The organism is Streptomyces sp. NPDC048106 (assembly GCF_040706415.1).
Lineage (GTDB): Bacteria > Actinomycetota > Actinomycetes > Streptomycetales > Streptomycetaceae > Streptomyces.
The window spans coordinates 1-22,324 of sequence record NZ_JBEZND010000022.1; the positions used below are offsets into that span (position 1 = coordinate 1).

The 22,324-nt window shown below is 69.2% G+C and carries 19 protein-coding genes and 2 pseudogenes; 11 read left to right on the forward strand and 10 right to left on the reverse strand.

What is annotated here, in order from left to right:
• From metH to AB0927_RS22220, 3 genes are all read right to left on the reverse strand, one after another.
• Window positions 1-2,774 (reverse strand): methionine synthase (gene metH / locus AB0927_RS22210; protein WP_366669406.1); only part of this gene is annotated, 2,774 nt, incomplete at its 3' end.
• 118 nt (window positions 2,775-2,892) lie between these two features.
• The gene (locus AB0927_RS22215; protein ID WP_366669407.1) at window positions 2,893-3,606 is read right to left on the reverse strand and encodes an SUMF1/EgtB/PvdO family nonheme iron enzyme; all 714 of its coding nucleotides are present in this window, start codon (window positions 3,604-3,606) and stop codon (window positions 2,893-2,895) included.
• Window positions 3,603-4,406 carry an SUMF1/EgtB/PvdO family nonheme iron enzyme gene (locus AB0927_RS22220; RefSeq protein WP_366669408.1) on the reverse strand — a complete coding sequence of 268 codons (804 nt, stop codon included), beginning with the start codon at window positions 4,404-4,406 and terminating at the stop codon, window positions 3,603-3,605. The genes AB0927_RS22215 and AB0927_RS22220 overlap by 4 nt, the downstream gene beginning before the upstream one ends.
• 199 nt (window positions 4,407-4,605) lie before the next feature.
• Between AB0927_RS22220 and AB0927_RS22225 the strand changes: the two genes are divergently transcribed.
• Window positions 4,606-6,192 carry an AMP-binding protein gene (locus tag AB0927_RS22225; protein WP_366669409.1) on the forward strand — a complete coding sequence of 529 codons (1,587 nt, stop codon included), beginning with the start codon at window positions 4,606-4,608 and terminating at the stop codon, window positions 6,190-6,192.
• Window positions 6,193-6,749: 557 nt separating this feature from the next.
• On the opposite strand, the gene AB0927_RS22230 is transcribed toward AB0927_RS22225, so the two are convergent.
• Window positions 6,750-7,766: a radical SAM protein gene (locus AB0927_RS22230; protein ID WP_366669410.1), complete on the reverse strand. Its 1,017-nt coding sequence runs from the start codon at window positions 7,764-7,766 to the stop codon at window positions 6,750-6,752.
• A 252-nt stretch (window positions 7,767-8,018) separates the two neighbouring features.
• On the opposite strand from AB0927_RS22230, the gene AB0927_RS22235 reads away from it, so the two are divergent.
• The gene (locus AB0927_RS22235; protein ID WP_366669411.1) at window positions 8,019-9,239 is read left to right on the forward strand and encodes a cytochrome P450; all 1,221 of its coding nucleotides are present in this window, start codon (window positions 8,019-8,021) and stop codon (window positions 9,237-9,239) included.
• A 52-nt stretch (window positions 9,240-9,291) separates the two neighbouring features.
• Here AB0927_RS22235 and AB0927_RS22240 read toward each other — a convergent pair whose 3' ends face one another.
• Both AB0927_RS22240 and AB0927_RS22245 read right to left on the reverse strand, forming a co-directional pair.
• Complete coding sequence (locus tag AB0927_RS22240) at window positions 9,292-10,524, reverse strand: MFS transporter (protein WP_366669412.1); 1,233 nt, start codon at window positions 10,522-10,524, stop codon at window positions 9,292-9,294.
• Window positions 10,525-10,528: 4 nt separating this feature from the next.
• On the reverse strand, window positions 10,529-11,734 hold the full coding sequence (locus AB0927_RS22245; protein ID WP_366669413.1) for a GNAT family N-acetyltransferase: 1,206 nt from the start codon (window positions 11,732-11,734) through the stop codon (window positions 10,529-10,531).
• A 74-nt stretch (window positions 11,735-11,808) separates the two neighbouring features.
• On the opposite strand from AB0927_RS22245, the gene AB0927_RS22250 reads away from it, so the two are divergent.
• On the forward strand, window positions 11,809-13,089 hold the full coding sequence (locus AB0927_RS22250; protein WP_366669414.1) for an ATP-grasp domain-containing protein: 1,281 nt from the start codon (window positions 11,809-11,811) through the stop codon (window positions 13,087-13,089).
• 155 nt (window positions 13,090-13,244) lie between these two features.
• Here the strand turns inward: AB0927_RS22250 and AB0927_RS22255 are convergent.
• A pseudogene (locus AB0927_RS22255) lies at window positions 13,245-13,445 on the reverse strand (IS5/IS1182 family transposase); the annotation flags it as partial.
• A 154-nt stretch (window positions 13,446-13,599) separates the two neighbouring features.
• On the opposite strand from AB0927_RS22255, the gene AB0927_RS22260 reads away from it, so the two are divergent.
• The 3 genes from AB0927_RS22260 to AB0927_RS22270 all read left to right on the forward strand — a co-directional run bounded on the left by AB0927_RS22260 (window position 13,600) and on the right by AB0927_RS22270 (window position 15,199).
• Window positions 13,600-13,734, forward strand: a complete 135-nt coding sequence (locus AB0927_RS22260) for a hypothetical protein (protein ID WP_366669523.1) — start codon at window positions 13,600-13,602, stop codon at window positions 13,732-13,734.
• A gap of 132 nt (window positions 13,735-13,866) precedes the next feature.
• Window positions 13,867-14,652 carry a DUF4253 domain-containing protein gene (locus tag AB0927_RS22265; RefSeq protein ID WP_366669415.1) on the forward strand — a complete coding sequence of 262 codons (786 nt, stop codon included), beginning with the start codon at window positions 13,867-13,869 and terminating at the stop codon, window positions 14,650-14,652.
• A gap of 10 nt (window positions 14,653-14,662) precedes the next feature.
• Window positions 14,663-15,199, forward strand: a complete 537-nt coding sequence (locus AB0927_RS22270) for a hypothetical protein (protein WP_366669416.1) — start codon at window positions 14,663-14,665, stop codon at window positions 15,197-15,199.
• A gap of 212 nt (window positions 15,200-15,411) precedes the next feature.
• Here AB0927_RS22270 and AB0927_RS22275 read toward each other — a convergent pair whose 3' ends face one another.
• Window positions 15,412-16,317 carry a helix-turn-helix domain-containing protein gene (locus AB0927_RS22275; RefSeq protein ID WP_366669417.1) on the reverse strand — a complete coding sequence of 302 codons (906 nt, stop codon included), beginning with the start codon at window positions 16,315-16,317 and terminating at the stop codon, window positions 15,412-15,414.
• Between the two features lie 76 nt (window positions 16,318-16,393).
• Here AB0927_RS22275 and AB0927_RS22280 point away from each other — a divergent pair, with 76 nt between their 5' ends.
• Both AB0927_RS22280 and AB0927_RS22285 read left to right on the forward strand, forming a co-directional pair.
• Window positions 16,394-17,251: an alpha/beta fold hydrolase gene (locus AB0927_RS22280; protein WP_366669418.1), complete on the forward strand. Its 858-nt coding sequence runs from the start codon at window positions 16,394-16,396 to the stop codon at window positions 17,249-17,251.
• Window positions 17,252-17,269: 18 nt separating this feature from the next.
• Entirely contained in the window at window positions 17,270-18,535 is a 1,266-nt protein-coding gene (locus tag AB0927_RS22285; protein WP_366669419.1) for an FAD-dependent monooxygenase, read from the forward strand.
• Between the two features lie 25 nt (window positions 18,536-18,560).
• Here the strand turns inward: AB0927_RS22285 and AB0927_RS22290 are convergent, their stop codons facing one another.
• Window positions 18,561-19,181, reverse strand: coding sequence for a DUF2238 domain-containing protein (locus AB0927_RS22290; RefSeq protein ID WP_366669420.1), 621 nt, complete (start codon window positions 19,179-19,181; stop codon window positions 18,561-18,563).
• Between the two features lie 181 nt (window positions 19,182-19,362).
• Between AB0927_RS22290 and AB0927_RS22295 the strand changes: the two genes are divergently transcribed.
• The 3 genes and pseudogenes from AB0927_RS22295 (at window position 19,363) to AB0927_RS22305 (ending at window position 21,613) form a co-directional block, all read left to right on the forward strand.
• Window positions 19,363-20,136, forward strand: coding sequence for a hypothetical protein (locus AB0927_RS22295; RefSeq protein WP_366669421.1), 774 nt, complete (start codon window positions 19,363-19,365; stop codon window positions 20,134-20,136).
• A gap of 149 nt (window positions 20,137-20,285) precedes the next feature.
• On the forward strand, window positions 20,286-20,810 hold the full coding sequence (locus AB0927_RS22300) for a DUF5707 domain-containing protein (RefSeq protein WP_366669515.1): 525 nt from the start codon (window positions 20,286-20,288) through the stop codon (window positions 20,808-20,810).
• A 40-nt stretch (window positions 20,811-20,850) separates the two neighbouring features.
• Window positions 20,851-21,613, forward strand: a pseudogene (locus AB0927_RS22305) (DUF2071 domain-containing protein).
• A 90-nt stretch (window positions 21,614-21,703) separates the two neighbouring features.
• Here the strand turns inward: AB0927_RS22305 and AB0927_RS22310 are convergent.
• Window positions 21,704-22,312, reverse strand: coding sequence for a hypothetical protein (locus AB0927_RS22310; protein ID WP_366669422.1), 609 nt, complete (start codon window positions 22,310-22,312; stop codon window positions 21,704-21,706).
• Window positions 22,313-22,324 lie beyond the last annotated feature (12 nt).

Sequence of the window (22,324 nt, forward strand, 5' to 3'; positions counted from 1 at the left end):
ATGCCCTTGACGACGCGGGTGCCCCAGAACGGCGGGGTGGGCACGGGGTTGTCGGTGGCCACGTCGGAGCGGACGTGGCCCTCCTCGGGCCGCTCCTCGACCTCGGGGGCGGCCGTCGCGCGGACCCGGCGCTGCTTCAACTCGGGCAGCTTCGCTCCCGGCACGCCCCGCTTGACGCCGATCAGGGCATCCATCAGGCGCAGCCCCTCGAAGGCGTCACGCGCGTAGCGGACCTCGCCATCGTAGATCTCGTGGAGGTCCTGCTCGACGTAAGCCCTGGTCAGGGCGGCGCCGCCCAGGATGACCGGGAAGCGGGCGGCGAGGCCGCGCTGGTTCAACTCCTCCAGGTTCTCCTTCATGATCACCGTGGACTTCACCAGCAGGCCGGACATGCCGATGACGTCGGCCCGGTACTCCTCGGCGGCCTCCAGGATCGCGGAGACCGGCTGCTTGATGCCCAGGTTGACCACGTTGTAGCCGTTGTTGGACAGGATGATGTCGACGAGGTTCTTGCCGATGTCATGGACGTCGCCGCGCACGGTGGCCAGCACGATCGTGCCCTTGCCCTCGGCGTCCGACTTCTCCATGTGCGGTTCCAGGTGCGCGACCGCGTTCTTCATGACCTCGGCGGACTGCAGGACGAACGGCAGCTGCATCTGTCCGGAACCGAACAGCTCACCGACGACCTTCATGCCGTCCAGGAGCGTGTCGTTGACGATGTCCAGGGCGGGCGTGGTCGTCAGCGCCTCGTCCAGGTCGGCCTCCAGGCCGTTCTTCTCACCGTCGATGATGCGCCGCTTGAGCCGCTCCTCCAGCGGGAGGGCGGCCAACTCCTCGGCCTTGCCCGCCTTCAGGGACTTCGCCGTGGCGCCCTCGAACAGGGCCATCAGCTTCTGGAGGGGGTCGTAGCCCTCGCTGCGGCGGTCGTAGACCAGGTCGAGGGCCGTCTGAACCTGCTCCTCGTCGAAGCGGGCGATCGGCAGGATCTTGGAGGCGTGCACGATCGCCGAGTCCAGGCCCGCCTTGACGCACTCGTCCAGGAAGACGGAGTTCAGCAGGATCCTCGCGGCCGGGTTCAGGCCGAAGGAGATATTCGACAGACCGAGGGTGGTCTGCACGTCCGGGTGGCGCTTCTTCAGCTCGCGGATCGCCTCGATGGTGGCGATGCCGTCCTTGCGGGACTCCTCCTGGCCGGTGCAGATCGTGAAGGTCAGGGTGTCGATGAGGATGTCCTCCTCCCGGATGCCCCAGTTCCCGGTCAGATCCGCGATCAGCCGTTCGGCGATCTCGACCTTCTTCTCCGGGGTGCGGGCCTGGCCCTCCTCGTCGATGGTCAGCGCGATCAGCGCCGCACCGTGCTCCCGCGCCAGCCTGGTGACCTTCACGAAGCGGGAGTCCGGGCCGTCGCCGTCCTCGTAGTTCACCGAGTTGATCACCGCGCGGCCGCCGAGCTTCTTCAGGCCCGCCTCGATGACGTCGACCTCGGTCGAGTCCAGGACGATCGGCAAGGTGGAGGCGGTGGCGAAGCGGCCGGCCAGTTCCTCCATGTCGGCGACACCGTCACGGCCGACATAGTCCACACACAGGTCGAGCATGTGCGCGCCCTCGCGGATCTGCTCGCGCGCCAACTCCACGCAGTCGTCCCAGCGGCCCTCCAGCATGGCCTCACGGAACTTCTTCGACCCGTTCGCGTTCGTCCGCTCGCCGATCGCCAGGTAGGCGGTGTCCTGCCGGAACGGCACGCTCTGATACAGCGAGGAGGCACCCGGCTCGGGCTGCGGAGTGCGCGGTGCCGGCACGCTGCCGTGGACTCGCTCCACCAGGTGGCGCAGGTGCTCGGGCGTCGTCCCGCAGCAACCGCCCACCAACGACAGCCCGTACTCGCGCACGAAGGTCTCCTGCGCATCCGCCAGTTCGGACGGGGTCAGCGGGTAGTGGGCGCCGTCCTTGCCCAGGACCGGCAGGCCCGCGTTCGGCATGCAGGACAGCGGCACACGGGAATGCCGGGCGAGGTAGCGCAGATGCTCGCTCATCTCGGCCGGCCCGGTGGCGCAGTTCAGGCCGATCACGTCGATGCCCATCGGCTCCAGCGCGGTCAGCGCCGCGCCGATCTCGGAGCCGAGCAGCATGGTGCCGGTGGTCTCGACGGTGACCGAGCAGATCAGGGGGACGACGAAGCCGAGACGGTCCATCGCGCGGTGCACCCCGAGCACCGCGGACCGTGCCTGCAGCAGATCCTGCGACGTCTCCACCAGCAGCGCGTCCGCACCGCCCTCGAGCAGCCCTTCGGCGCTGGCCTGGTAGGCGTCGCGCAACACTTCGTACTCCACATGGCCCAGGGTGGGCAGCTTGGTGCCGGGGCCCATGGAGCCGAGCACCCAGCGCTGCCGGCCGCTGGACTCCGAGGACCGGTCGGCGGCTGCCCGGGCCAGCGCCCCGCTGGCCCGGGACAGCTCGAAGACCCGGTCGGCGATGCCGTACTCCGCCAGCGCCGAGTGGTTCCCGCCGAAGGTGTTGGTCTTGATGCAGTCCACGCCCGCGTCCAGGTACGCGGTGTGTACCGAGTCGACCACGTCGGGACGAGTGATGCTGAGAACTTCGTTGCACCCCTCAAGACCCTCGAAGTCCTCCAGGGACGGCTCCAGGGACTGGAGCATCGTGCCCATGGCACCGTCCGCCACCACGACCCGGGAGGCGAGGGCGTCCCGGAGAGCGGTGACGCGGGCGGAGCGCGTGGAAGCAAGGACGCCAGTGAGGACAGAGCTCGAGGACATAGAGTCTCCTGCGGTTGCGACGGCTGTCGGCGTACGGCTGCCAGAAGATCGGCAGCCGTCCCCTTCACGGTACCGGTTCTTGTCCGTCCTGGAGCGCCAAAGGCGGGCAGGAGCGCTGCTATCCGCCCACGCGCAGCACCCGGAAGCCGATGTAGGGAACGGTGCTCAGCTCATCGGCGGTGAAGACGGTCGCGTTGTCGAAGCTCTCGGGGTTGCGTACCGTGTATGCCCCTCCCTTGATCACCCGTGAGCCCAACCGCTCCCCCGACGGAGCGGTGAGTCCGTCCGCACACCATTCGAAAATGTTTCCGGTCATGTCTCGCAGGCCGAAGGCATTGGGGCCGGTGGTGCCGACCGGCCGGGGCGCGTCGGCGTGCGGGGCGTAGGTCGCACGATCGAACGTGTCTCCCAGGGACCAGCGGAACCGCTGCGGACCCGCGGCGGCGTACTGCCACTCGGCGGCCGTCGGCAGACGGCAGGACGCGCCCGTCCGGGTGCCGAGCCACTCGCAGTAGGCGACCGCGCCGCGCCATGTCACACGAGTCACGGGCAGCTCGCTGAGCTCCTCGTCCAGGACGACGGTGCCCGCCGGGTCGGTGCGCAGTCCGCTGCCGGGGTGCCGGGCGAAGAAGTGCAGGAGCGGCCGTGGCGCATCGACGAGCTCCCGGTCCACCAGGTAGCGCCAGTACTGGCCGACGGTGACCGGGAAGACGGACAGGTCGAACCCGGCGGTCTCCTCGCCGCCGGGCAGCTCGCCCGCGAGGACGGCGGCGAAGTCGGGCAGGGCACCGGTCCCCGTGCCGGGGACGACGGAAGCGTCATGTGTGGTCATCCCTGACGCACCACCCGGAAGCCGTAGACCTCGCACCTGGTGTCCTCATGTGCCGCCGTGCGTGTCGCGGGCGACAGGGTGTGCCCCGGATCGACGAACGAGCCGCCGCGGACCACCCGGAACGCCCCGCGGGCCGAGCCGACGGGGTTGCGCTGGAACCCGGGTGCGTAGGCCCCGTAGCGGTCGTGGCACCATTCGCGCACGTTGCCGAGCATCTGGTGCAGCCCTGCGGCGTCCGGTGACAGGCCGGCCACCGGTATCGGGGCCGGGGCCCCAGGCAGGAAGTTCCCGGCCAGGGTCTCGCCGGCGCGCAGTGCGCGACACGTCGGGCCCGCGTCGGCCGAGTTGCACTCGTCGGGTGCAGGACGCGTGCCCTTCGGCCGGCCCTCCTGGCACGCCGCCTCCCATTCGGCCTCGGTGGGCAGCCGGTAGCCGCCGGTGCCCAGCTCGGCGGTGCGCTGCTCCAAGTCGTATACGACGGGAAGCGCCTCGCGGTGCGAGAGCCAGTTGCAGTAGGCCGCCGCGCCCCAGTAGCTGATCTGGATCATCGGGAAGTCGCCGCAGCCGGGGCGGAGTTCGAACGCACCCGCGCGGTTCACGATGAACGCCGGGTCGATGCAGTCGATGAGGGTGTGGTCCAGGGCATCGGGTTCGTCCCTCAGGAACTCGATGAAGTCCGCAGCGCTCACGCAGCGGTCAGCGAGCTGGAAGGCGTCGATCTCCACCTCGTGCGGTGGTTCCGCGTGGTGGTCCGGATCCGACGAACCGACGGAGAAACGCCGGCCTGCGAACCCGACCATGGTGAAGGCACGTTGCGTGACGCTCTGCACTCATTCCCCCAAGTGCATTGAGATACAGGCTGGTTATGGGATTGCGGAAGTCGTCATCGTGTCAGTTGGGTTCAGGTCGCAGCAAGGCCTGTCGGGTGTGAGGCGTACGGCATCTACGAATTCGGGCAACGCGGCGACGTACCGGCACGTGCTGATTAGGATCCGCGAAATGAGGATCTTCACCGTTTCGACTGTCGGGGCGCTCGTCGACTCCGCTGCCCAGCAGTACGGTCCGCGTCCCGCGCTGCAGGACGGCGCGCTGTCGTTGACCTTCGACGAGCTGCGCGAGAGGGCGGTCAGGACGGCCGCCGCGCTCGGCCGGGCCGGTGTGCGGCGCGGCGACCGGGTCGGCGTCTGCATGGCGAAGAGCGCCGACCAGGCGATCGCCGTACTCGGGGTGCTGCTGGCGGACGCGATCCTGGTTCCCGTGCTGCCCAAGCTGAAGCGCGAGGGGGTGGCGCACATCGTCCGTGACTCGGGCATGCGGCTGATGATCACCGACGAGGCGCGCGCGCGTGAGGTCACCGAGGCGGTACCCGAACTCCCTTTGCTGTACGGCAGTGAGGCCGACGTGGACCCGTCGCTGGTCCTGCCGAGGCTGCGCGGGAGCGAGTCGCCGGACGGGGGCCGTGCCGGTGCGTCGATCGGCCCCGACGTCGCCGCGATCATCTACTCCTCCGGATCCACCGGCAGGCCCAAGGGCATCATGGTCACTCACCGCAACATCACGGACGGTGCGCGGATCACGGCGCAGTACCTCGGTGTCGGCCCGGACGACCGGATCGGCAGTCTGCTCTCCCTCAACTTCGACTACGGGCTCAACCAGCTGTGGCAGGCCCTGCTCACCGGGGCCTGCCTGTGCCTGCACGAACTCGTCTTTCCCACGGACGCCTTCCGTTTTCTGCACGAGCAGCGGATCACGGTCCTGCCCGTCATGCCGGTGATCATCACCCGGTTGTTCGACCCGCGGCTGCTGCGCCGGCGGCCTTCCTACGACCTGTCAGCGGTGCGCTGTGTGTCCACGTCCGGCGGGGCGGTGTCCCAGCGGATGATCGACGACCTCGCGGGCGTGTTCCCCGCTGCCGAGGTCTTCCTCATGTACGGGCTCACCGAGGCGTTCCGTTCGACGTATCTGGAGCCGGACCAACTGGCCAAGCGGCCGAACTCGATCGGCAGGGCGATACCGGACGTGGAGATCCTGGTGCTCGACGAGGACCTGCGCGAGGTCGGCCCGGGCGAGCGGGGCGAACTCGTCCACCGGGGCGGCTGTGTGAGCAAGGGGTACTGGAACGCGCCGGAGGCGACGGCCGCCCGGTTCCGGTCGCTGCCTCAATTCCCGGGTGAGCGAGTCGTCTTCAGCGGTGACATCGTGACCCGTGACGAGGAGGGCTACCTCTACTTCGTCGGGCGTCGCGACGCCATGATCAAGACGTCCGGTTACCGTGTCAGCCCGACCGAGGTCGAGGAGATCGCGGCGGGCTTCCCGGCCGTGGAGACGTGTACGGCCGTCGGCGTGCGCAACATCGAGATAGGCGAGGACATCGCGCTGTTCTACTCGTCCACGGGAGCCGAACCGGTCGACGAGGAGGCTTTGCGGAGCTTCCTCAAGGACCGTCTGCCGTCCCACATGGTGCCCAGGTACCTCTGGCGGCGCGACGCGTTCCCCGTCACCGGCAACGGCGGAAAGATCGATCGGCAGGAACTGGCCGCGGAAGCCGCCATGCTGGTGAGCGGGCCGGGCGACGAAGACCGCTGAGTCGGGAGCGGGCCGCACACAGGGCCGGCAGCGGCCCGTACGCCCGCAGGCCGGGTGTCGCGTCGACGGCGGCCCTGCGGGCGAAGGGCCGGCCGCCGCACGCGGCTTCGGCCACCCTGCTCGTCGTCCGGCGGCAGGGCCGTCGCGTCTGCCTCGACCGACCGAGACCGAGCCCGCTGAGCATTCGGCTGTCGACGGAGCGCGGGCCAGGACCGACGACCGCGCTCCGGGACCAGTTCGCGGGTGGCCGGCGTACGGCAGCACGCCAGGCAGGCCGCGTCCGGTGAGGATCCGGCCGATGTCCACGCACGCCGTCTCCCCCTCGCCGTTGATGGAGGAGGAGACACGCGTACGACACGGCTGCCGGTCTCCGGTGCCGCGCCCACGAAGTCGTCGATCTCGGTGTGCGTCCCGATGCCGAACGGACGGAATCTGTTCTCGGCGAGTCCGAGGGCCAGGACGCGGTCGGCGACGACGTGGATGTCGTGCCCGATCACTCCCAGGACGATCGCTGGCCGGGCTGTCCCCCGGACTCGTCGGTGGATCCTGCGGTCACCTCACTGCTGGGGGCGGACCGCCAGCGTGGGCATGGGCAGCAGCGTGACCGTCTCGTTCTTCTTGCCCTGGATGTCGAAGTGCCGGAAGCAGGAGAAGGTGTCCTCCTCGTGCTTGCTCTGCACGAACTCCTGCAGCTTCGGGCTCTCCTCGTAGATGCTGAGCAGGTCGGTGTCGAAGACGTTGCCGATGACCTCGGGAGCGCCCAGTTCGCAGATCAGCACGTCGCCGTTGGAGTGCAGGTGGAGCTGGGCCTTGCCCTCGATGCAGCTGGCGTAGACGACGCCGGGGTCGCGCAGCAGCGGCTGCAGGCGCTTCCAGGCTTCGGTGCCCGGACGGAAGTACGCGGACAGGCAGCTGAAGAAGATCGAGGTCCGCGGGTCGCGGGCGCTGATCAGGTCCGAGATCGCATCGCAGATGACGTCGGGAGAGAGCGTGTTCTCGTAGCCCTGGTGGACGCCGGGGATCTCCATCTGGATCTCGTGCTTGCGCACCCCGAGGTCCGCCGCGAACCGGTGCACGTCCGCCATCCGCGTCTGCGTCTCGTCGAACAGGATGGTCTCGACGACGGTGTCGATCGAGGAGGAGGCCACCGAGCGGCTGATCGCCTTGACGATCTTCGGGAACATCTTCTCGGTGACCTTGTAGAACGCCGAGTGGCTCTGGGCGTCGGTGTGGTTGAGCGAGAAGTGCAGCACGCCGAGTCCGGCCGCCTCGAGGCGGGCGAACTTCTCGTCGTTCAGCAGCGTGCCGTTGGAGTTGATCTGGGTGTGGATGCCCTTTTCGGAGCAGTACGCGACGATGCTCTCGCACAGGTCGAACTCGAGGAGCACCTCACCGCCGGACAGCTTGACGCGCTCCAGGTCGGGCAGCGTCTCCACCGTCTGCTTGACCTCGTCGAGCGACAGGATCCGGCGCTCCTGGAGGTCGTAGGCTCCGCAGTAGGAACATCGGAAGTTGCACCGTGAGGTGACGCCGATCTCGATCGCGCGCAACTTACCGAAGCCGGTCTTGCTCATCTCAAGCGACTTGAAAGACAAAATTCCCCCATTTGGCGCTCGTCGAACGCAGGCCTGCGATCGGATTCGGTCAGCAGCTTAAAGACAGCCGACGTCCGACCACAAGGTGGCGACAGCGACATTGAATTCGACCAAGTCCGGCTGACTATAGGGAAGTTGTTGCCATGCCGGACTGAAAGTGGTAAGTGCGCGACACGCTGTCAGGGACCCCAACGCCCTTATGATGCACGGAACATGACAGCGGAGGCGATCTTGACGGACACGCAACTCCCCACGCCCATACGGCTGGACGAGGACTTCCTGCAAAATCCGCACCAGCTATTCACCCAGTTGCGGGCGCAATCCCCGGTGCGTGAGGCGATCTTGCCGCGCGGCATCAAGGTGTGGCTGGTGACCCGTTACGACGACGTCCGCACCGTGCTGGCCAGCCCGCACGTCAGCAAGGACATCCTGAGTGCCGTACCCCTGCTGGAGCGGCACTCGACATCCGACGAGCCCCAGTCCTTCGAGGCCGAGCTGGCCCTGGCCGGGCACATGCTGAACACCGATCCGCCGGACCACACCCGGCTGCGGGCGCTGGTGAACAAGGCGTTCACGCCGCGCCGGGTGGAACAGCTGCGCACCAGGGTCGAGCGTGCCGCCGACGAGCTCCTGGACGCGATGGCCGGACACGCCGAGGTCGATCTGCTGACCAGTTACGCCTTTCCTCTGCCCACCACGGTCATCTGTGAGCTGCTCGGCGTTCCCGACACCGACAAGGAGGAGTTCCGGGAAACCTCCGTCACCATGACCTCCGCCGCGCAGCATCAGGAGATGGCCGACGCCGCGATGCGCATGGTGGACTACCTCACGCGCCTGGTCGAGTCGAAGCGGAGCGATCCGGGCGACGACCTGCTGTCCGCGCTGGTGCACGCCCGCGAAGAGGGCGTCGGACTGACAGCCGACGAGCTGCGGGCCATGACGTTCCTGCTGCTCGTCGCGGGGCACGAGACGACCGTCAACCTGATCGGCAACAGCGTGCACCTGCTGCTGCGCCATCCGGAGCAACTGGCCGCGCTGCGTGCCGACCCCGCCCTGCTGCCTGGCGCGGTCGAGGAGGTACTTCGGCACGAAGGACCCCTCAACATCGCGACGTACCGCTACACCACGAAGCCGCTTCAGCTCGGTGACGTGCTCGTACCGGAAGACGAATTCGTCATGATCTCCCTGGCATCGGCGAACCGCGACGGTGCCAAGTTCCCCGACGCCGACCGGCTGGACATCACCCGGGATCCGACGGGTCACCTCGCATTCGGCTACGGGATCCACTACTGCGTGGGCGCCCCGCTGGCCAGGATGGAGGGCGAGATCGCGCTGCGCAGACTGCTGGACCGGTTCCCGGGGTTGGCCCTCGCACGAGACCCGGAAGAGCTGCGGTGGCGCCCCAGCACGCTGATGAGGGGTCTGGAGAGCCTGCCCGTGCGCCTGCGATGACCCTTCTTCCGTCCTGTCTCCTGCCCGCCGAGGCAGGCAGGAGACAGGACGGTCAGAGGGTGACCCGGCGGACGGCCGGCAGGGTGAGCAGCGCGGCCGCGCTGAGCACCTGCCACAGCGCGGCCGCCCAGAGCACGACTCCCGCACCGCCGACCGCCTCGGCCACCACGGCCGCCGCCACCAGCCCGATCGGCGAGAGCGAGTACGAGCACACCGCGTCGAACGACGACACCCGGGCGATCAGCTCGCCGGGCACCTTGCGCTGGAGCAGGGTCGTCCAGATCGCGTTGAAGACGGCGAGGGCCGCACCGCCGATGAAGGCCGCCACCACCGTGAAGGGCAGCCCGGTGGGCACCGCGAGGCACATCACGGGAATCGCCCAGGCCGCCTGCGCCAGGATGATCACGACCACCGGCCTGCCGGGACTCCACCGCATGAGCATCGGGGCCGCCAGGATGGAACCGGCGCCCAGGGCCGCCAGCACCACTCCCCATCCGTCGCTTCCGCCGAGGTCCTCCTTGGCGACGATCGGACCGAGGACCAGGAAGGGCGCGTACAGCAGCCCGTTGAACAGCGCGAACGTGACACTGGTGAGCCAGATCCAGGTCTGCCGGCGCCACTCGCCGAAACCCTCCCGCAGGTCGCCCAGCGGCGATCTGGCGGTGCGTTTCGTGTACGGCGGTACCTTCACGACGGCCACCGCGATCACACTGACCAGGTAGGTGAGGGCGTCCAGGCCGAGCACCGTGCCCGGGCTGGTCGTCACGATCAGGATGCCGGCGACCGCGGGGCCCGCGACGACGCCGATGTCCTTGGCGAGACCGAGCAGCACATTGGCCCGTTGCAGTTCCCCGGCGGGAACGATGTCGGGGACGAGCCCTGCCATCGCGGGGGTGAAGAAGCCGGTGCCCACGCTCTGCAACGCGTGCAGGAGGAACATCGCCCAGACCGGTGCGTGTCCCAGCAGCACCAGCGTGGCGAAAACACCCTCGGCGAGGAAGCGGAGCGTGTCGCTGGCGAGCATCACGCCGCGGCGGCCGTACCGGTCGGCCACGACCCCGCCCGCCAGCATGCACAGCACGTTCGCGGCGACTCCACCGGCGATGACCAGACCGAGGTCGGAGGCCGAACCGCCGGTGTCGAGCACGGCGAACGCGACCGCGATCCGCTCCATGCCGGTACCGAACAGCGAGACGCTGTGCCCGGCGTAGAAGCGGCGGAAGTTGCGATGGGCGAGGGGGCCGAACCGTCCGCCCGTCGGCAACCGGGTCTCGATCGTGCTCATCCGCTCAGACACCGGCGACGCGGGAGCCGGGCGTGGGCCATTCGCCCTTGGTGCACAGGGCCTGCCACTCCTCGGTGTCCAGCGCCTTCGCCACAGCCGGGGACTCGGCCGTCAGACGCTTCACGAAGGCCGTGTTGTGCGCCTGGATCTCGGCCTCATGGTCTTCGAGGGGGCTGCCGGGCGTCAGGTCGAGCAGCCACAGAGGGGTCAGATCCGCACCCCGCAGGGCCTTTCCGCCCGGGGTGGCGATACCGGCGTGCAGCCGACGCACACCGGGCATCCGCGCCGGTATGTAGTAGGCGAGGTTGAAATACTCGGCGGCGCCGAGCAGTTGCTCGTACTCGAAGCCGACCGCGCGCAGGTACACCGTGTCCCCGTCGCGGACGTAGAGGCAGCAGCCCACGGGCGGCTTGTCGCCGAGGGAGCACAGCAGCACCTCGGCCCGGTCCCCGGCGAGTTCGGCGTGCTTGCGGAACGCCTCGATGTAGGCGTCGGCGCTGCCGGCGATGCCGTACCGCTGCTCGGTCCTGGCCGCGAGCCGGCCCACGTCGGCGTAGCAGTCGCGCAGCACCCGGTGCTCGACCCGGTATCCGGCCTGCTCGAACTTACGGACCTCGCTGCGCACCCGCCGGCGCCGGTGGCCGGAGCCCATGGTCGTCAGCCACTCCTCCCAGCCGCCCTCCGGAATCGCCAGCGAGGCGTCGGCGGTCAGAGCGACCGGCAGGGCCCGCACGCCGGCCGCCCGCAGGGCCAGCACGTCCGGCGTGGTGAGGTACATGGCGACACGGGCCGGGCCCGACGGAGCACCGGACGGCCCGAGGGGGTCGGGCATCGACCGTACGGCCTCCAGCAGGGCGCCGGCCGCCTCGACGCGGTCCGCTCCGGGCGTGGTCAGCAGATGCGCCAGGTAGCCCCGGCGCTGGGCCACGAGGACTCCGCCGGACGCGGGACTGGGCAGCCCCCGCTCGGTGAGCTGGTCGTGCCAGCACAGGTGCGGGTTGGTCATGCCGTCCGGTTCCGTCGCGGCGAGGGGGACCGTCGCGCGTCCGCCGCCCGGCAGCGGCACATGGGCGCCGCCGGAGACCGCTCCCGGCTCCAGGGCCACCAGCCGCAGCCAGAACGCGGACGAGTAGAAATGGCCTTGGGCCGTCTCGTCCCACTCGGCGTCGGTCAGGCCGCCGAGTGGGCCGGTGAAGTAGTCGGCCTCCATTGCGAAGTGCCCCCCATGTTCACGTTCCGCGGTTCGATGTCGAAGGCTGTAAAAACTGCCCTAGTCTAACGTTCATGGGATCATCTACTGCCGGGGAAAGCCAGTACCTGCTCGTGTTCGGCGCGACAATGGCCTTGCGTGAACGAGCAGTTGTGGCCGCTTTGCGCGTCTTCGACGGTCCGGTCGTCACGATCGCGCGCTCTCGCGACGCCCGCGCGGCGAAGTTCTTCGACCATGTGCTGCTGGGCGACTTCAGTGACCCCGAGGCGTCACTGACGGCGGTGGTGGACTTCGAGAAGGAGACGGGGATGACACCGGCAGGTGTCGTGCCGTTCTTCGACCCGGGACTGATGCCGGGCCGTGCGATCGCCGACCACTACGGACTGCCCTTCCTCAGCCGGCAGGCCATCCTGGACTCCTCCATCAACAAGGACCGGATGAAGGATCGCCTGCTGGCCGCAGGGGTCGCCACACCGCGCTACGTGACGGTGGACGGCCTCGACGCGGTCCGTGCGGCCGTCGCCGAGCTGGGGCTGCCGTGCGTCATCAAGCCGGCGGCGTTCGGCGGCAGCCTCGGCGTCCGGCTCATCACCGACGAGTCCGAGATCACCGATGCCTACGACACCGTGCGCGGCGTCATCGCGGCCAACTCCGCGACCTTCACGGTGCAGAACCACGGCATCCAGGTCGAGGAGTTCTGCTCGCTGACCGACGAGGTGTCCGTCGAGGTGCTGACCCACGGCGACCGTCCGCGGGTGCTGGCCGTGACCGACAAGTCCCATGGTCCCAGGCCCTACTTCGCCGAGGTCGGCCACCGCGTCCCCAGCGTGTACTCGGAGCGCGCCGACGTCATCGACCTCGCCGAGCGCGCCTGCGCGGCCATCGGCCTCGATCGCGGTGTGGCGCATGTGGAGATCCGTCTCGAACCGGATCAGCCGCCCCAGATCATGGAGGTCGGTGCGCGGACGGCCGGTGACGGCATCCTGGACCTGGTCGAGCAGGCCCTCGGCTTCTCCCCGTACGAACTGCATGTCCGCTCCTACCTGGACCGGCTGGACGGCCCGCTGCCCGAACCCCGGCAGGCGGGTCTCGCCGCCCTCGCCGTGCTCAAGGCTCCGCCCGGCCGGATCGCCGCGGTCCGGCCGGCCCGCGCGGTGGGCGCCGAGGTGCGCTCGTACGAGGTGTTCGCCGCCGCCGGGTCCGTCTCCAGCGGTCAGCAGGCCAACTACCTTGACCGGGAAGGGTACGTGGAGTGCTTCTGGCCGGGCGCAGCGCCCGAATCCGTGCCGCGCTCGGCACACCTCGACATCGCGGCCGCCCTGGCAGCCGAGGTGTTCGAGATGGATTCAGCCTGACCTTGTCAGCAAATCCCGCAAGTTGACGCCCTGTTGCGCCTGTCCCTGGGGATCACGGGGACAGGCCGGGCAGGCCGAGCTCTCCCGCGACATGTTCACGGGAGAGCAGATCGGCGAGCACGTCCGCAGGCTCGGTGCCGAGATCACCGGTGGGCCTGGTAGTTCTTCGACCGCTCGGCGCTGGTGTGGTCCCGCGTTGGCACCAGAGTGCCGTCCACGATGAACACAGCACCCTTGGCGAACCGTTTGCGGGGCTGGAGCGCTGGCATCGGCCCGAGATGGTCGGTGATCCGGTGCGCCACCGACTTCGGCACCCCGGACAACGGGGCGAGCTGCCGCATGGTGAGGTTCGCGCGCGAGTCCGACTGTTGCGAACGGCGTCCGCATCCTGACGCCGCAGACTCCGGCGCCGTGATCACACCAGCCAAGACGAAATCGATAGGACGAACAGGAGACGGATGATGGAGCAGGACGAGGCGCTGCAGCTCGCGGTGGCGTTTTTGGCGCTCCGTGCAGTACTTCGTCTCGCGTGACGACAGGCAGATGCTGCTGGACTGCTGGCCCATCCTCGTCGACCTCGAACACGGAGACGTGCGGTTCGGGACGCTGGACGATCGGCATCTGTGGCGCAACCAGGGCGTCTGACGAGACTGCGGCTCTCCGCAACCACTGTTACGGGCCAGCCCTTCGGGCGCTTCATTTGGATCACTGGCGGCGGATGCGTCCTCGTGCCCTGTGGGTGGCTGCGCTGTCAGCACCACGGTCTACGGTGCGACCATGTCGTTCGCCCTGCCCGATGGTCTGCCTCCCGGCCGCTTACTGTCTTCCGGCCCGGTACGCATATGGGTCTCTGACGCGTTCCCTCAAGACGTCGATCAGCTATGGCCTCGCCTGCTGAGCGAGCAGAAATCCTGCGGCCTGGTTCCGCTCCTGTGCCGACCCGACGCCATGGGAAGACCGCTCGGCCTGGACCACCTCGATCCCGTCCGCTTGGAGGAGGTGTTGGCCACGGACTTCGCCGAGTACCGGCGCAGGAGGCTGCCCTTCTGGATGGATCCGACACCAGCCCCGGCGCCTGAAGGCATCGAGCCATGGCCGCACGACCCCGGTCCGCCCTTCGAACAGTGGCCGGGCCTGGCGCCGCAGATGCCGGCTACGTCCGCGGACCCGAAGCCCGGGGAGGCCGCCACAAGCCTGCTGGCCCGGCTCATCGGGACGGGCCAATCCGGGTTGGACGAGTGCCGCCTCGTGCTCGTCCCTGCCCGTCGCGGCAGCGATGCCCTCGCATTGATCGGCTGGTCCGCGCAGGCACCACTGCCTCTGCTGTGTGCACTCCTGCGGAGCTGGGAGGAACGCTTCGGCGCCCAAGTCGTCGCGGTGTCCGGCAGCGAGCTACACGTCTCGGTCGCGAGGCCTCCCGTTGAAGCAGGAGACGCGAACCTGCTCGCTTTGGAACACGTGCTGTCGACCGCGAACAACATCGTCGATGACCCGCCCACACCGTTCCCCCAGTACGCCACGGACCTCGTGGGACGGACTTCCTGGTCGTTCTGGTGGGACTAGGTCGTGTCCGATGGGTCGCATCACCCGCCCCCTGGTGGATCGTTCCGGTCGTCGCGAGACGTTCACCCTGCCCGAACGGCAGCGTGAAGTGGCAGACGTTCAGCAACACGCGGCAGAAGAGGCACAGCGCGATGGTCGCGTGCCGATGATTCTTGGGCTGGGCCTCGGGCTGGTCGTCGGATTCACGACGCGGGAAGCCGTGCTCACGATCTTCCAGCACACCTGGACCTACTGTCTCTACATGGACTGGCCGCCCACCGCCGACCTGGTCGACTCACCGCGCTTCAGCCTGCTGCCCTGGCTCGGCTACGGCATGCTCTACTCCGCGTGCCTACCAGCGGGATTCTGGGCCGGCCGACGGCTGCTCCGCTCCCACGTCCGCTCGCCACAACTCCTCCTGGGCCTCTTGTTCACAGCAATTCTGCTGAGCGGCAGCGCCTTCGCGGACCTGTCGATGCACATCGGTCTCCACACGGCAGCCGCAAACTCCTCCCGTTGCCAGACAGGCTTGCCGACCTGCTGGCCAACCTGGTGGCCCGCCCGGTAACCGAGCAACGGCCAGGGCCCGACGGGCCGAACAGCGCGGCGAACGTTGGGTGCAGGTGGCCACGCCGCCACGCAAGGCGGTCACGCGCGTGAGAACGCGCCCCGGGCCTTTGTTTCAAACTCCCGCAGCCAGCAGCCACCGGGCCGGTACGGCAGGCGCCCTTGACCGCTGAGCGCCGCCGGACCGCCCGGCGCAGGCGACCGCGGCGACCTTCACAGCGGCAGCCGTCCCACCTTCGGTCGGCGACCGAGCAGGGGATCCCTGGAGACGTGAGGCTTGGCGAGTGTTCCCCAGCCGGGCCATGCGATGTCATCAACGGCGAGAAACCGCTCGCCGGCCACGGTCGCGGGCGTCGCCCCGGTGAACGCCATGACGTCCCGATGCAGGTGGGACTGGTCGGCGTAGCCGGCGTCGGCTGCGACTTGGGCCGCGCCTTCACCCGCGACCAGGCGGTGCGCGGCATGGTCGAAGCGGACCAGCTTCACAGCGGACTTGGGCGGCAGGCCGAGCTGCGACCGGAACCGGGACCACAGCCGCTTACGGCTCCATCCGACCTCGGCCGCGAGCCCGTCGACCCGGGCCCCGCCACGGCTGTCGACGATTCGTCGCCAGGCCCAGGCCACCTCCGGGTCCACCGGCGGCCCCGCCTCATGCCGGCGAGCGAGCAACGCGTCCGTCAGCGCGAAGCGATCCTGCCACGACGAGACATCGCCCAGTTGCTCGCGGATCCGGGACGCCTCCCGGCCCCACAGGTCGCTCAAGGGCACGACGGCGCCGTCGAGGTCGGCGGGGGAAGCGCCCAGAACCGCGCGTGCGATCACCGGAGACAGCCGCACCTGCACACACTCGACGTTCATCCCTCGCGCCCGCACCGCACCCCCGGCCCCGAGCCCGGGCCCGGCGACCATGCTCCCCCGCTCCTGTCGACCGTCGGCACAGTCAACGACGGGCGAGCCGGCGCCGAACTCCAGGAGCAGCGTCACGGCCGGGTGCGGGACCATCCGGAGTGGGTCGAGGTCACGGACACGGAATCCGGCCATGGTGAGACCGGCCACCCGGCTGGGACGCTGTGGGCATGCGACGTCCCACACAGCCGCACCGTGCATGAAAGTCCGCACTGCTCCATGCTACTTGAGCCGGCCCAGGGGAACATTTATCCAATCCCCGGTGGGGAACGGCGGTGACAGTGGGCTCATGACTGTTTCTGAGGGCGGACCGCACGTGAATGCCGGCGCCGAGGCCACGGAGAGTTCCACCCTGTCGCTGGACGACGGCGACATCCACGTGTGCCAGGACGGCCCCCGCGACGCCCCCGCTCTCCTGCTCGTCCACGGGTCCGCATCCTCGACCCGCTCATGGGATCCGCTGGTTCCCCTGCTGACCAGATCTCACCGCGTCATCCGGATCGACCTGCTCGGGCACGGCCGGTCGGCCAAACCGGCCGACCGCAGCTACGCGCTCCCGGACCAGGCACGCAGGGCCGGCGTGGTACTGGACCGGCTCGGCGTCGAGCACGCCGTGGTCGTAGGTCATTCCAGCGGTGGCGTGGTCGCCACCGCCCTCGCCGAACAGCGGCCCGACCTGGTGACCGCGCTCGCGCTCATCAACACCGGACCCAGCCTGGACGCCTTCATCGCACCGCGGTCCGCGGCAAACGGTCCCTCGCAGTGGCCGCCGACCGACGAGCAGATCCGCCGGTTCGCGAGCACCGGTTTCAGCCGCGCCGGCTACCAGATCCCACCCGAACTCCTGGACGACGTACGCCGCATGACCCACCACACGCTCACCACGACGATGCAGGCCACCCGCGACTACCTGGAGCAGCGGGCGCTCCCGGACAGACTCACGGCCCTCGGCAAGCCGCTACTGGTGATCTTCGGCGAGGACGACCGCAGGTGGCGATCCTCCTGCGCCGCCGACTACCGCGGCGTTCCGGGCGCGAAGGTCGAGTTGCTGCCGGGTCTCGGACACTCGCCCATACTCGAGGATCCTCCGCGGACCGCCATCCCCCTACTGGCCTTCACCACGATCCACGCCTCACGGGTGGACTGAATGACAAGGAGGGGTGCCGTGCGGATTCTCGTCTCCGGCGCCAGCATCGCCGGTCCAGTTCTGGCGTACTGGCTCACCAGGTACGGCTTCTCCGTCACCGTGGTTGAGCGTGCGCCGGCTCCACGCAAGACCGGCGGCCACGCGGTCGACCTGTTCCGGCCCGCGATGGACATCTCGGAGAAGATGGGTGTGCTCCCCCGCGTCGAGGAGCGGGCCACCGGCACCAACCGGATGTCTGTCCACCAGGAGGGCGCACGGCGTCCCGTCCGGGTAGACCTCTCCAAGGTCTTCAGTGCCGCCTCCGACCGGCACGTCGAGGTCATGCGCGACGACCTGAGCGAGATCTACTACGACGCCGCGCGCGACGACAGCGAGTTCATCTTCGGCGACTCGATCACCGCGATCTCGTCGGACGGCGAGGTGCGGTTCGAGAACGCCGCCTCGCGCCACTTCGACCTCGTGGTCGGCGCGGACGGGCTGCACTCCAACGTGCGCCGCCTCGTCTTCGGCGACGAGTCCCGCTTCAGCGCCTTCATCGGGGCCTACCTCGCGGTGCTGACCCTGCCGAACGCCTCCGCGCTCGACGGCGAGCTCCTCATGCACGTCGGCGTCGGCCGCACTGCCGGCATGTACGGCGCGCGGCACCTCGGAGACGCGCGGGCGCTGTTCCTGTTCCGGAGCGAGCGCGAACTCGACTGCCACCACCACGACGTGCCCCGCCAGAAGGAGCTGCTGCGCGGTGCGTTCGACGGCATGCACCCAGAGGTGGACCGCTGGCTGGACGAGCTCGACCGGACCCCGGCGTTCTACTTCGACTCGATCACCCAGCTCCGCATGGACACCTGGTCGCGAGGGAGGGTGACGCTCGTCGGCGACGCGGGCTACTGCCCCGGCCCGGCCGTCGGCGGCAGCACCAGCCTGGCCGTCGTCGGAGCGTACGTCCTCGCCGGGGAACTGGCGCGGGCGGACGGTGACCACCAGCGTGCCTTCCCCGCCTACGAGCACGCGATGGCGGAGCACGTGCGCGGCAGCCAAGCGGCCGCGCTCAGCGCGGCGAAGACCCTGATCCCCACTTCGCGCCTCGGCGTGCGTGGGCTGGCCCAGGGCGCCCGCCTGATCTCCGCCCTGCCCGCAGGGGCCGGCCGCGCCCTCCTCCGCCTCACCACCAAGAGCGTACGCCTTCACAACTCCATGACCCTCGACGACTACCCGCCGTCGCCCACCACATCACGAGGTCGGGTCGGCCTCGCGATCGACCCCGGAGGCGGGCTGGGGGTGGAGTGACCGCCACACCGCTCCACCGGCCCGCTCAGTGTGGCAGTTGGCGGTCGTGGACGCGGGAGAGCAGCGTCACCGAGAGCGTGGCACCGATCAGGGCGCAGAACATGTCCCACTGCGTGTCCCACACGTCTCCCTGCGTGGCGAGGAACGCGTCCGCGGAGTGCCCGCCGATCACGGCCGTCACCCATTCGAACATCTCGAAGACGGCGCTGAAGGCCAGGCACGCGCACACCGTCAGCGGTGCCAGCCAGCGGCTGCCGCGCAGCGGGGAGGTCCGGATGAGCAGCTCGCGCACCAGAACGGCGGGCACGAACCCCTGCATCAGATGGCCGAAGCGGTCGTAGGGGTTGCGGTGGAGACCGAACGTGTCGCGCACCCAGTTGCCGACCGGTACCTGCGCGTACGTGTAGTGTCCGCCGACCGCCAGCACCAGCGCGTGTACGGCGAGCAGGCCGCACAGCAGGCCGGATAGGGGGAAGCGGCGCCAGGTGAGCATCACCAGCGGCAGCCCGACCAGTGCCCATACGGTCTCCAGCAGCCAGGTGGTGCGGTCACGGGGATGCCAGGCCGAGACGGCCAGGCCGGCGACGACGACACCTGCCCACAAGACAGGCGGGACACGCCGCGGGACGGTCAGTGCAAGGGACATCGCGAGAACTCCTGTCGTTGGTGCGGTCATCCTGGCGTCCACGCCCCGACGGCGGCATGAGCATGCCTACTCATCCTTCTGACTGAGCAGTCCCGGTACTGGATGAGCGGCGGGCCCTGATCGAACCGGTGACCAGCACGAGGGATGTCCGGCGCCGTTCAGAGCACTCCATACTCTGCTCATGCTCGTCGTACTCCTCACCGTGCTCGCTCTGACCGTGTCGGTCGGCTCGGCGGCCTGGGCCGCCGAGCACACGCTGCGCCGCACGCGTCAGCAGACCGAGTTCGGGCGGTACGCGCCGTGGATCCACGCAAGCGGCCGGTCCGCCGCCCCTCTGAACTGGGCGGCGAACAGCCGTCTGCTGCGCGCACTGTGCGAGCGCATCCCATCGGTCGCGTTCGTCAGCGACGTCACCGACGTCGTCTACGTCAATTACCTGGTCGATGCCGACCGCATCGCCCCGCTGATACCACCCGGCCTGGAGTTGCAACGCATCGGTGAGCGCGGTGACCGGGCCATGCTGACCTTCCTGACCTACCACCACGGTCACCTGGGCCCGGCTCTTCTCGGCCGGTGGCGGCGGCTGCTTCCGTCCCACGGCCGTACAGACCTCCTCCTGGACCCTGGACGCGGCACAGCACCGGATGCCGAGGCCCATCTCATCCCGCTGTCGAAGTGGCCGGCGGACGGGCCCTGGCGCCAGGGGTTCGCCGACTACGAGCAGATGCCGGCCTACTGCGTCCCCCAGGACCGGGCGCTCTCGGTTCAGCCGTGGCACGGACAGGTGACCCGGCAGGAGATCGCCCTGGACATCCCCCTCGACTCCTGCGTCCCTCTGACCGGGCCGGTCATCTCCACTGTTGCCGGTGCCATCACGGGCAACGCCGAACCGTTCACCTTCTTGGTCCCACGCGTGACTTTCCGCTTCGAGCGCCAAGAACGTACCCGCCTCTGAACCCGTGTCCCAGGAGGCGAGGAAGAGGCCGCCGCACCGTCCGTCGCAGGGTCCGCGCCTGCGTGGGTGCGAATTACGGTACGCGGCACGGCTGTTGAGTAGCGGCTGAGTACCTGTCCCCATGCCGGGCAAGGCCCCCGCGCCACACGCTGTACACACAACGCCCACCGCGCACCGAGCGCCCGGCGAAGACCACAGCAGCCACCTGCGAAGGGAACCACCATGTCCAGGCGCATCGTCATCCCGGCACTCGTCGGAGCCGTCACCGTCGCGGCCGCCGCCACCGTGTTCGTCACCTCGGCCCACGGCGCGACGCCCGTCAAGCCGACGATCTCCAATGGGCGGCCCGCTTCACCCCGACCAGCACAGGCGGCGTCACGCTCACCTTCAACGCCACGGTCGCCGCCAAGTCCGGCGTACAGAACCTCAAGGTGCTGGCCTGGCCCGCCGGCTCGCATCTCGCCCCCACTGCCCACGAGATGACGCAGGTCGACGACGCCACGTGCAAGGCCACCTCGCCGACGACCGCGACGTGCACCTACGCCGAGAAGAGTTCCGCCAAGGAGGCCGCCGCACTGCCCAAGGGGACCTGGTACGTCTCTGCGCTGGCCACCACCAAGGACCACCACACCACCTTCGCGCCCAAGGCCGCACACTTCACCGTCAACCACTGACGCGAGCCGCCGCACCACGAAGACACCGGCATGCGACGCCATGCCCTCAGCCCCGATACCCACGGAGCGGATAACGCCCGATCCGGCACGCCAGGTGCCCACCACCCTGCTCACCCAGTCTGGCTCGACCTGACGTTCCTGCACTGGGCCGCCGACCCGGCCGACGTGGCACCGTTGCTGCCACCCGGAACCGTGCCGGACACGTTCGACGGGCTCACGTACGTCGGACTGGTGGCCTTCCGGATGCACGGGTGGGCTGGTTCGCGCTGCCAGGCATCCCCTACCTCGGCACCTTCCCCGAAACCAACGTACGGCTGTACTCCGTCGACCGGCACGGGCGGCGCGGCGTGGTCTTCCGTTCGCTGGAGGCATCACGGCTGTTGCCGGTGGCCATCGCGCGCAGCGTCTTCCGGCTGCCCTACATGTGGGCCCGGATGACGATCCACCGCGACGCGGAAACGGTCACCTACACCAGCCGCCGCCGCTGGCCGGGGCCGCGCGGGGCGAGCTCCCGGATCTCGGTACGCATCGGCGCGCCGATCGAGGAGCCGACCGCGCTCGACCACTTCCTGACCGCCCGATGGGGCATGCACAACGCCTTCTTCGGCGAGTCGCTGTACCTGCCCAACACCCACCCACGCTGGCCACTGCACCGGGCCGAACTCCTCTGTCACGACGACGAGTTGGTGACCGCGGCCGGGCTGCCGACCCCGACGGGCCCGCCGGTGAGCGTGCTCTACTCGCCTGGCGTCCCCGTCCGCTTCGGCCGCCCCACCCGCCCAGCAGGCATGCCCACCCCCTGAACCACGGCAACAAGGTGTGGCCGCCAGCCGGCACGGCCGGGCCTTCGGGGCCCTCGGGCCCTGCGTAGCGTCGCTCGTACGGCGATCAGCCTACGCAGGCCCGGTGGTGTCAGCGCTTCTGACGTGAACAACGCGGTCTGGTCTGCCCAGGCCAGATGTGTCGATCCACCCCCTGCCACGGTCGAACCCAGCGCTCCTCAGGCGCTTGGTCTGCCCGGGCGGAGCAAGGGAGGCATCGTAGCCTTGGCACAGGCCGGTTCCGGTGTCGGCGAATGAGTGCCTTGTCGCGTACACGACCCCAGCATGCAGCCATTCGTTGCGCACGAGGGGTCGTCTGAGGATTGCCTCGAACCAGTCTGCTGTCCGGTTCGCTGTCGCCCGGGGGCTCCCGGTCACGTCGAGGGCGAGGGCGGTCGGCTTGCCCGGGAGAGTGAAGTCCTGATTATGAAGCTTGTCGCCGCGGGCGCGGACCCCGTCAAAGTGGACTCCCACCGTCAGCACACTGCGGTTGCACTGGGGGTCGTCGATGTCGAGGTAGGCCAGCAGACAGCCGTACGGGGTGTGTTCCGCAGGCAGCAGCACGGTGTCGAAGGGGTGGACAGGCCAGGCTCGTGCGCGGTCCTGGAGGACATGGGCGAACTGACGCTGGACCGGCTGCAGATCGATGTCGTCACACTCGAACCTGGGGATCTCTTCCACACCCGCACCCTA

Coding starts and splice junctions, on each gene's coding strand:
- AB0927_RS22215 (WP_366669407.1), bottom strand. CDS start 3,606: ATGACCACACATGACGCTTCCGTCGTCCCCGGCACGGGGACCGGTGCC.
- AB0927_RS22220 (WP_366669408.1), bottom strand. CDS start 4,406: ATGGTCGGGTTCGCAGGCCGGCGTTTCTCCGTCGGTTCGTCGGATCCG.
- AB0927_RS22225 (WP_366669409.1), top strand. CDS start 4,606: ATGAGGATCTTCACCGTTTCGACTGTCGGGGCGCTCGTCGACTCCGCT.
- AB0927_RS22230 (WP_366669410.1), bottom strand. CDS start 7,766: ATGAGCAAGACCGGCTTCGGTAAGTTGCGCGCGATCGAGATCGGCGTC.
- AB0927_RS22240 (WP_366669412.1), bottom strand. CDS start 10,524: ATGAGCACGATCGAGACCCGGTTGCCGACGGGCGGACGGTTCGGCCCC.
- AB0927_RS22245 (WP_366669413.1), bottom strand. CDS start 11,734: ATGGAGGCCGACTACTTCACCGGCCCACTCGGCGGCCTGACCGACGCC.
- AB0927_RS22250 (WP_366669414.1), top strand. CDS start 11,809: ATGGGATCATCTACTGCCGGGGAAAGCCAGTACCTGCTCGTGTTCGGC.
- AB0927_RS22265 (WP_366669415.1), top strand. CDS start 13,867: ATGTCGTTCGCCCTGCCCGATGGTCTGCCTCCCGGCCGCTTACTGTCT.
- AB0927_RS22270 (WP_366669416.1), top strand. CDS start 14,663: ATGGGTCGCATCACCCGCCCCCTGGTGGATCGTTCCGGTCGTCGCGAG.
- AB0927_RS22280 (WP_366669418.1), top strand. CDS start 16,394: ATGACTGTTTCTGAGGGCGGACCGCACGTGAATGCCGGCGCCGAGGCC.
- AB0927_RS22290 (WP_366669420.1), bottom strand. CDS start 19,181: ATGTCCCTTGCACTGACCGTCCCGCGGCGTGTCCCGCCTGTCTTGTGG.
- AB0927_RS22295 (WP_366669421.1), top strand. CDS start 19,363: ATGCTCGTCGTACTCCTCACCGTGCTCGCTCTGACCGTGTCGGTCGGC.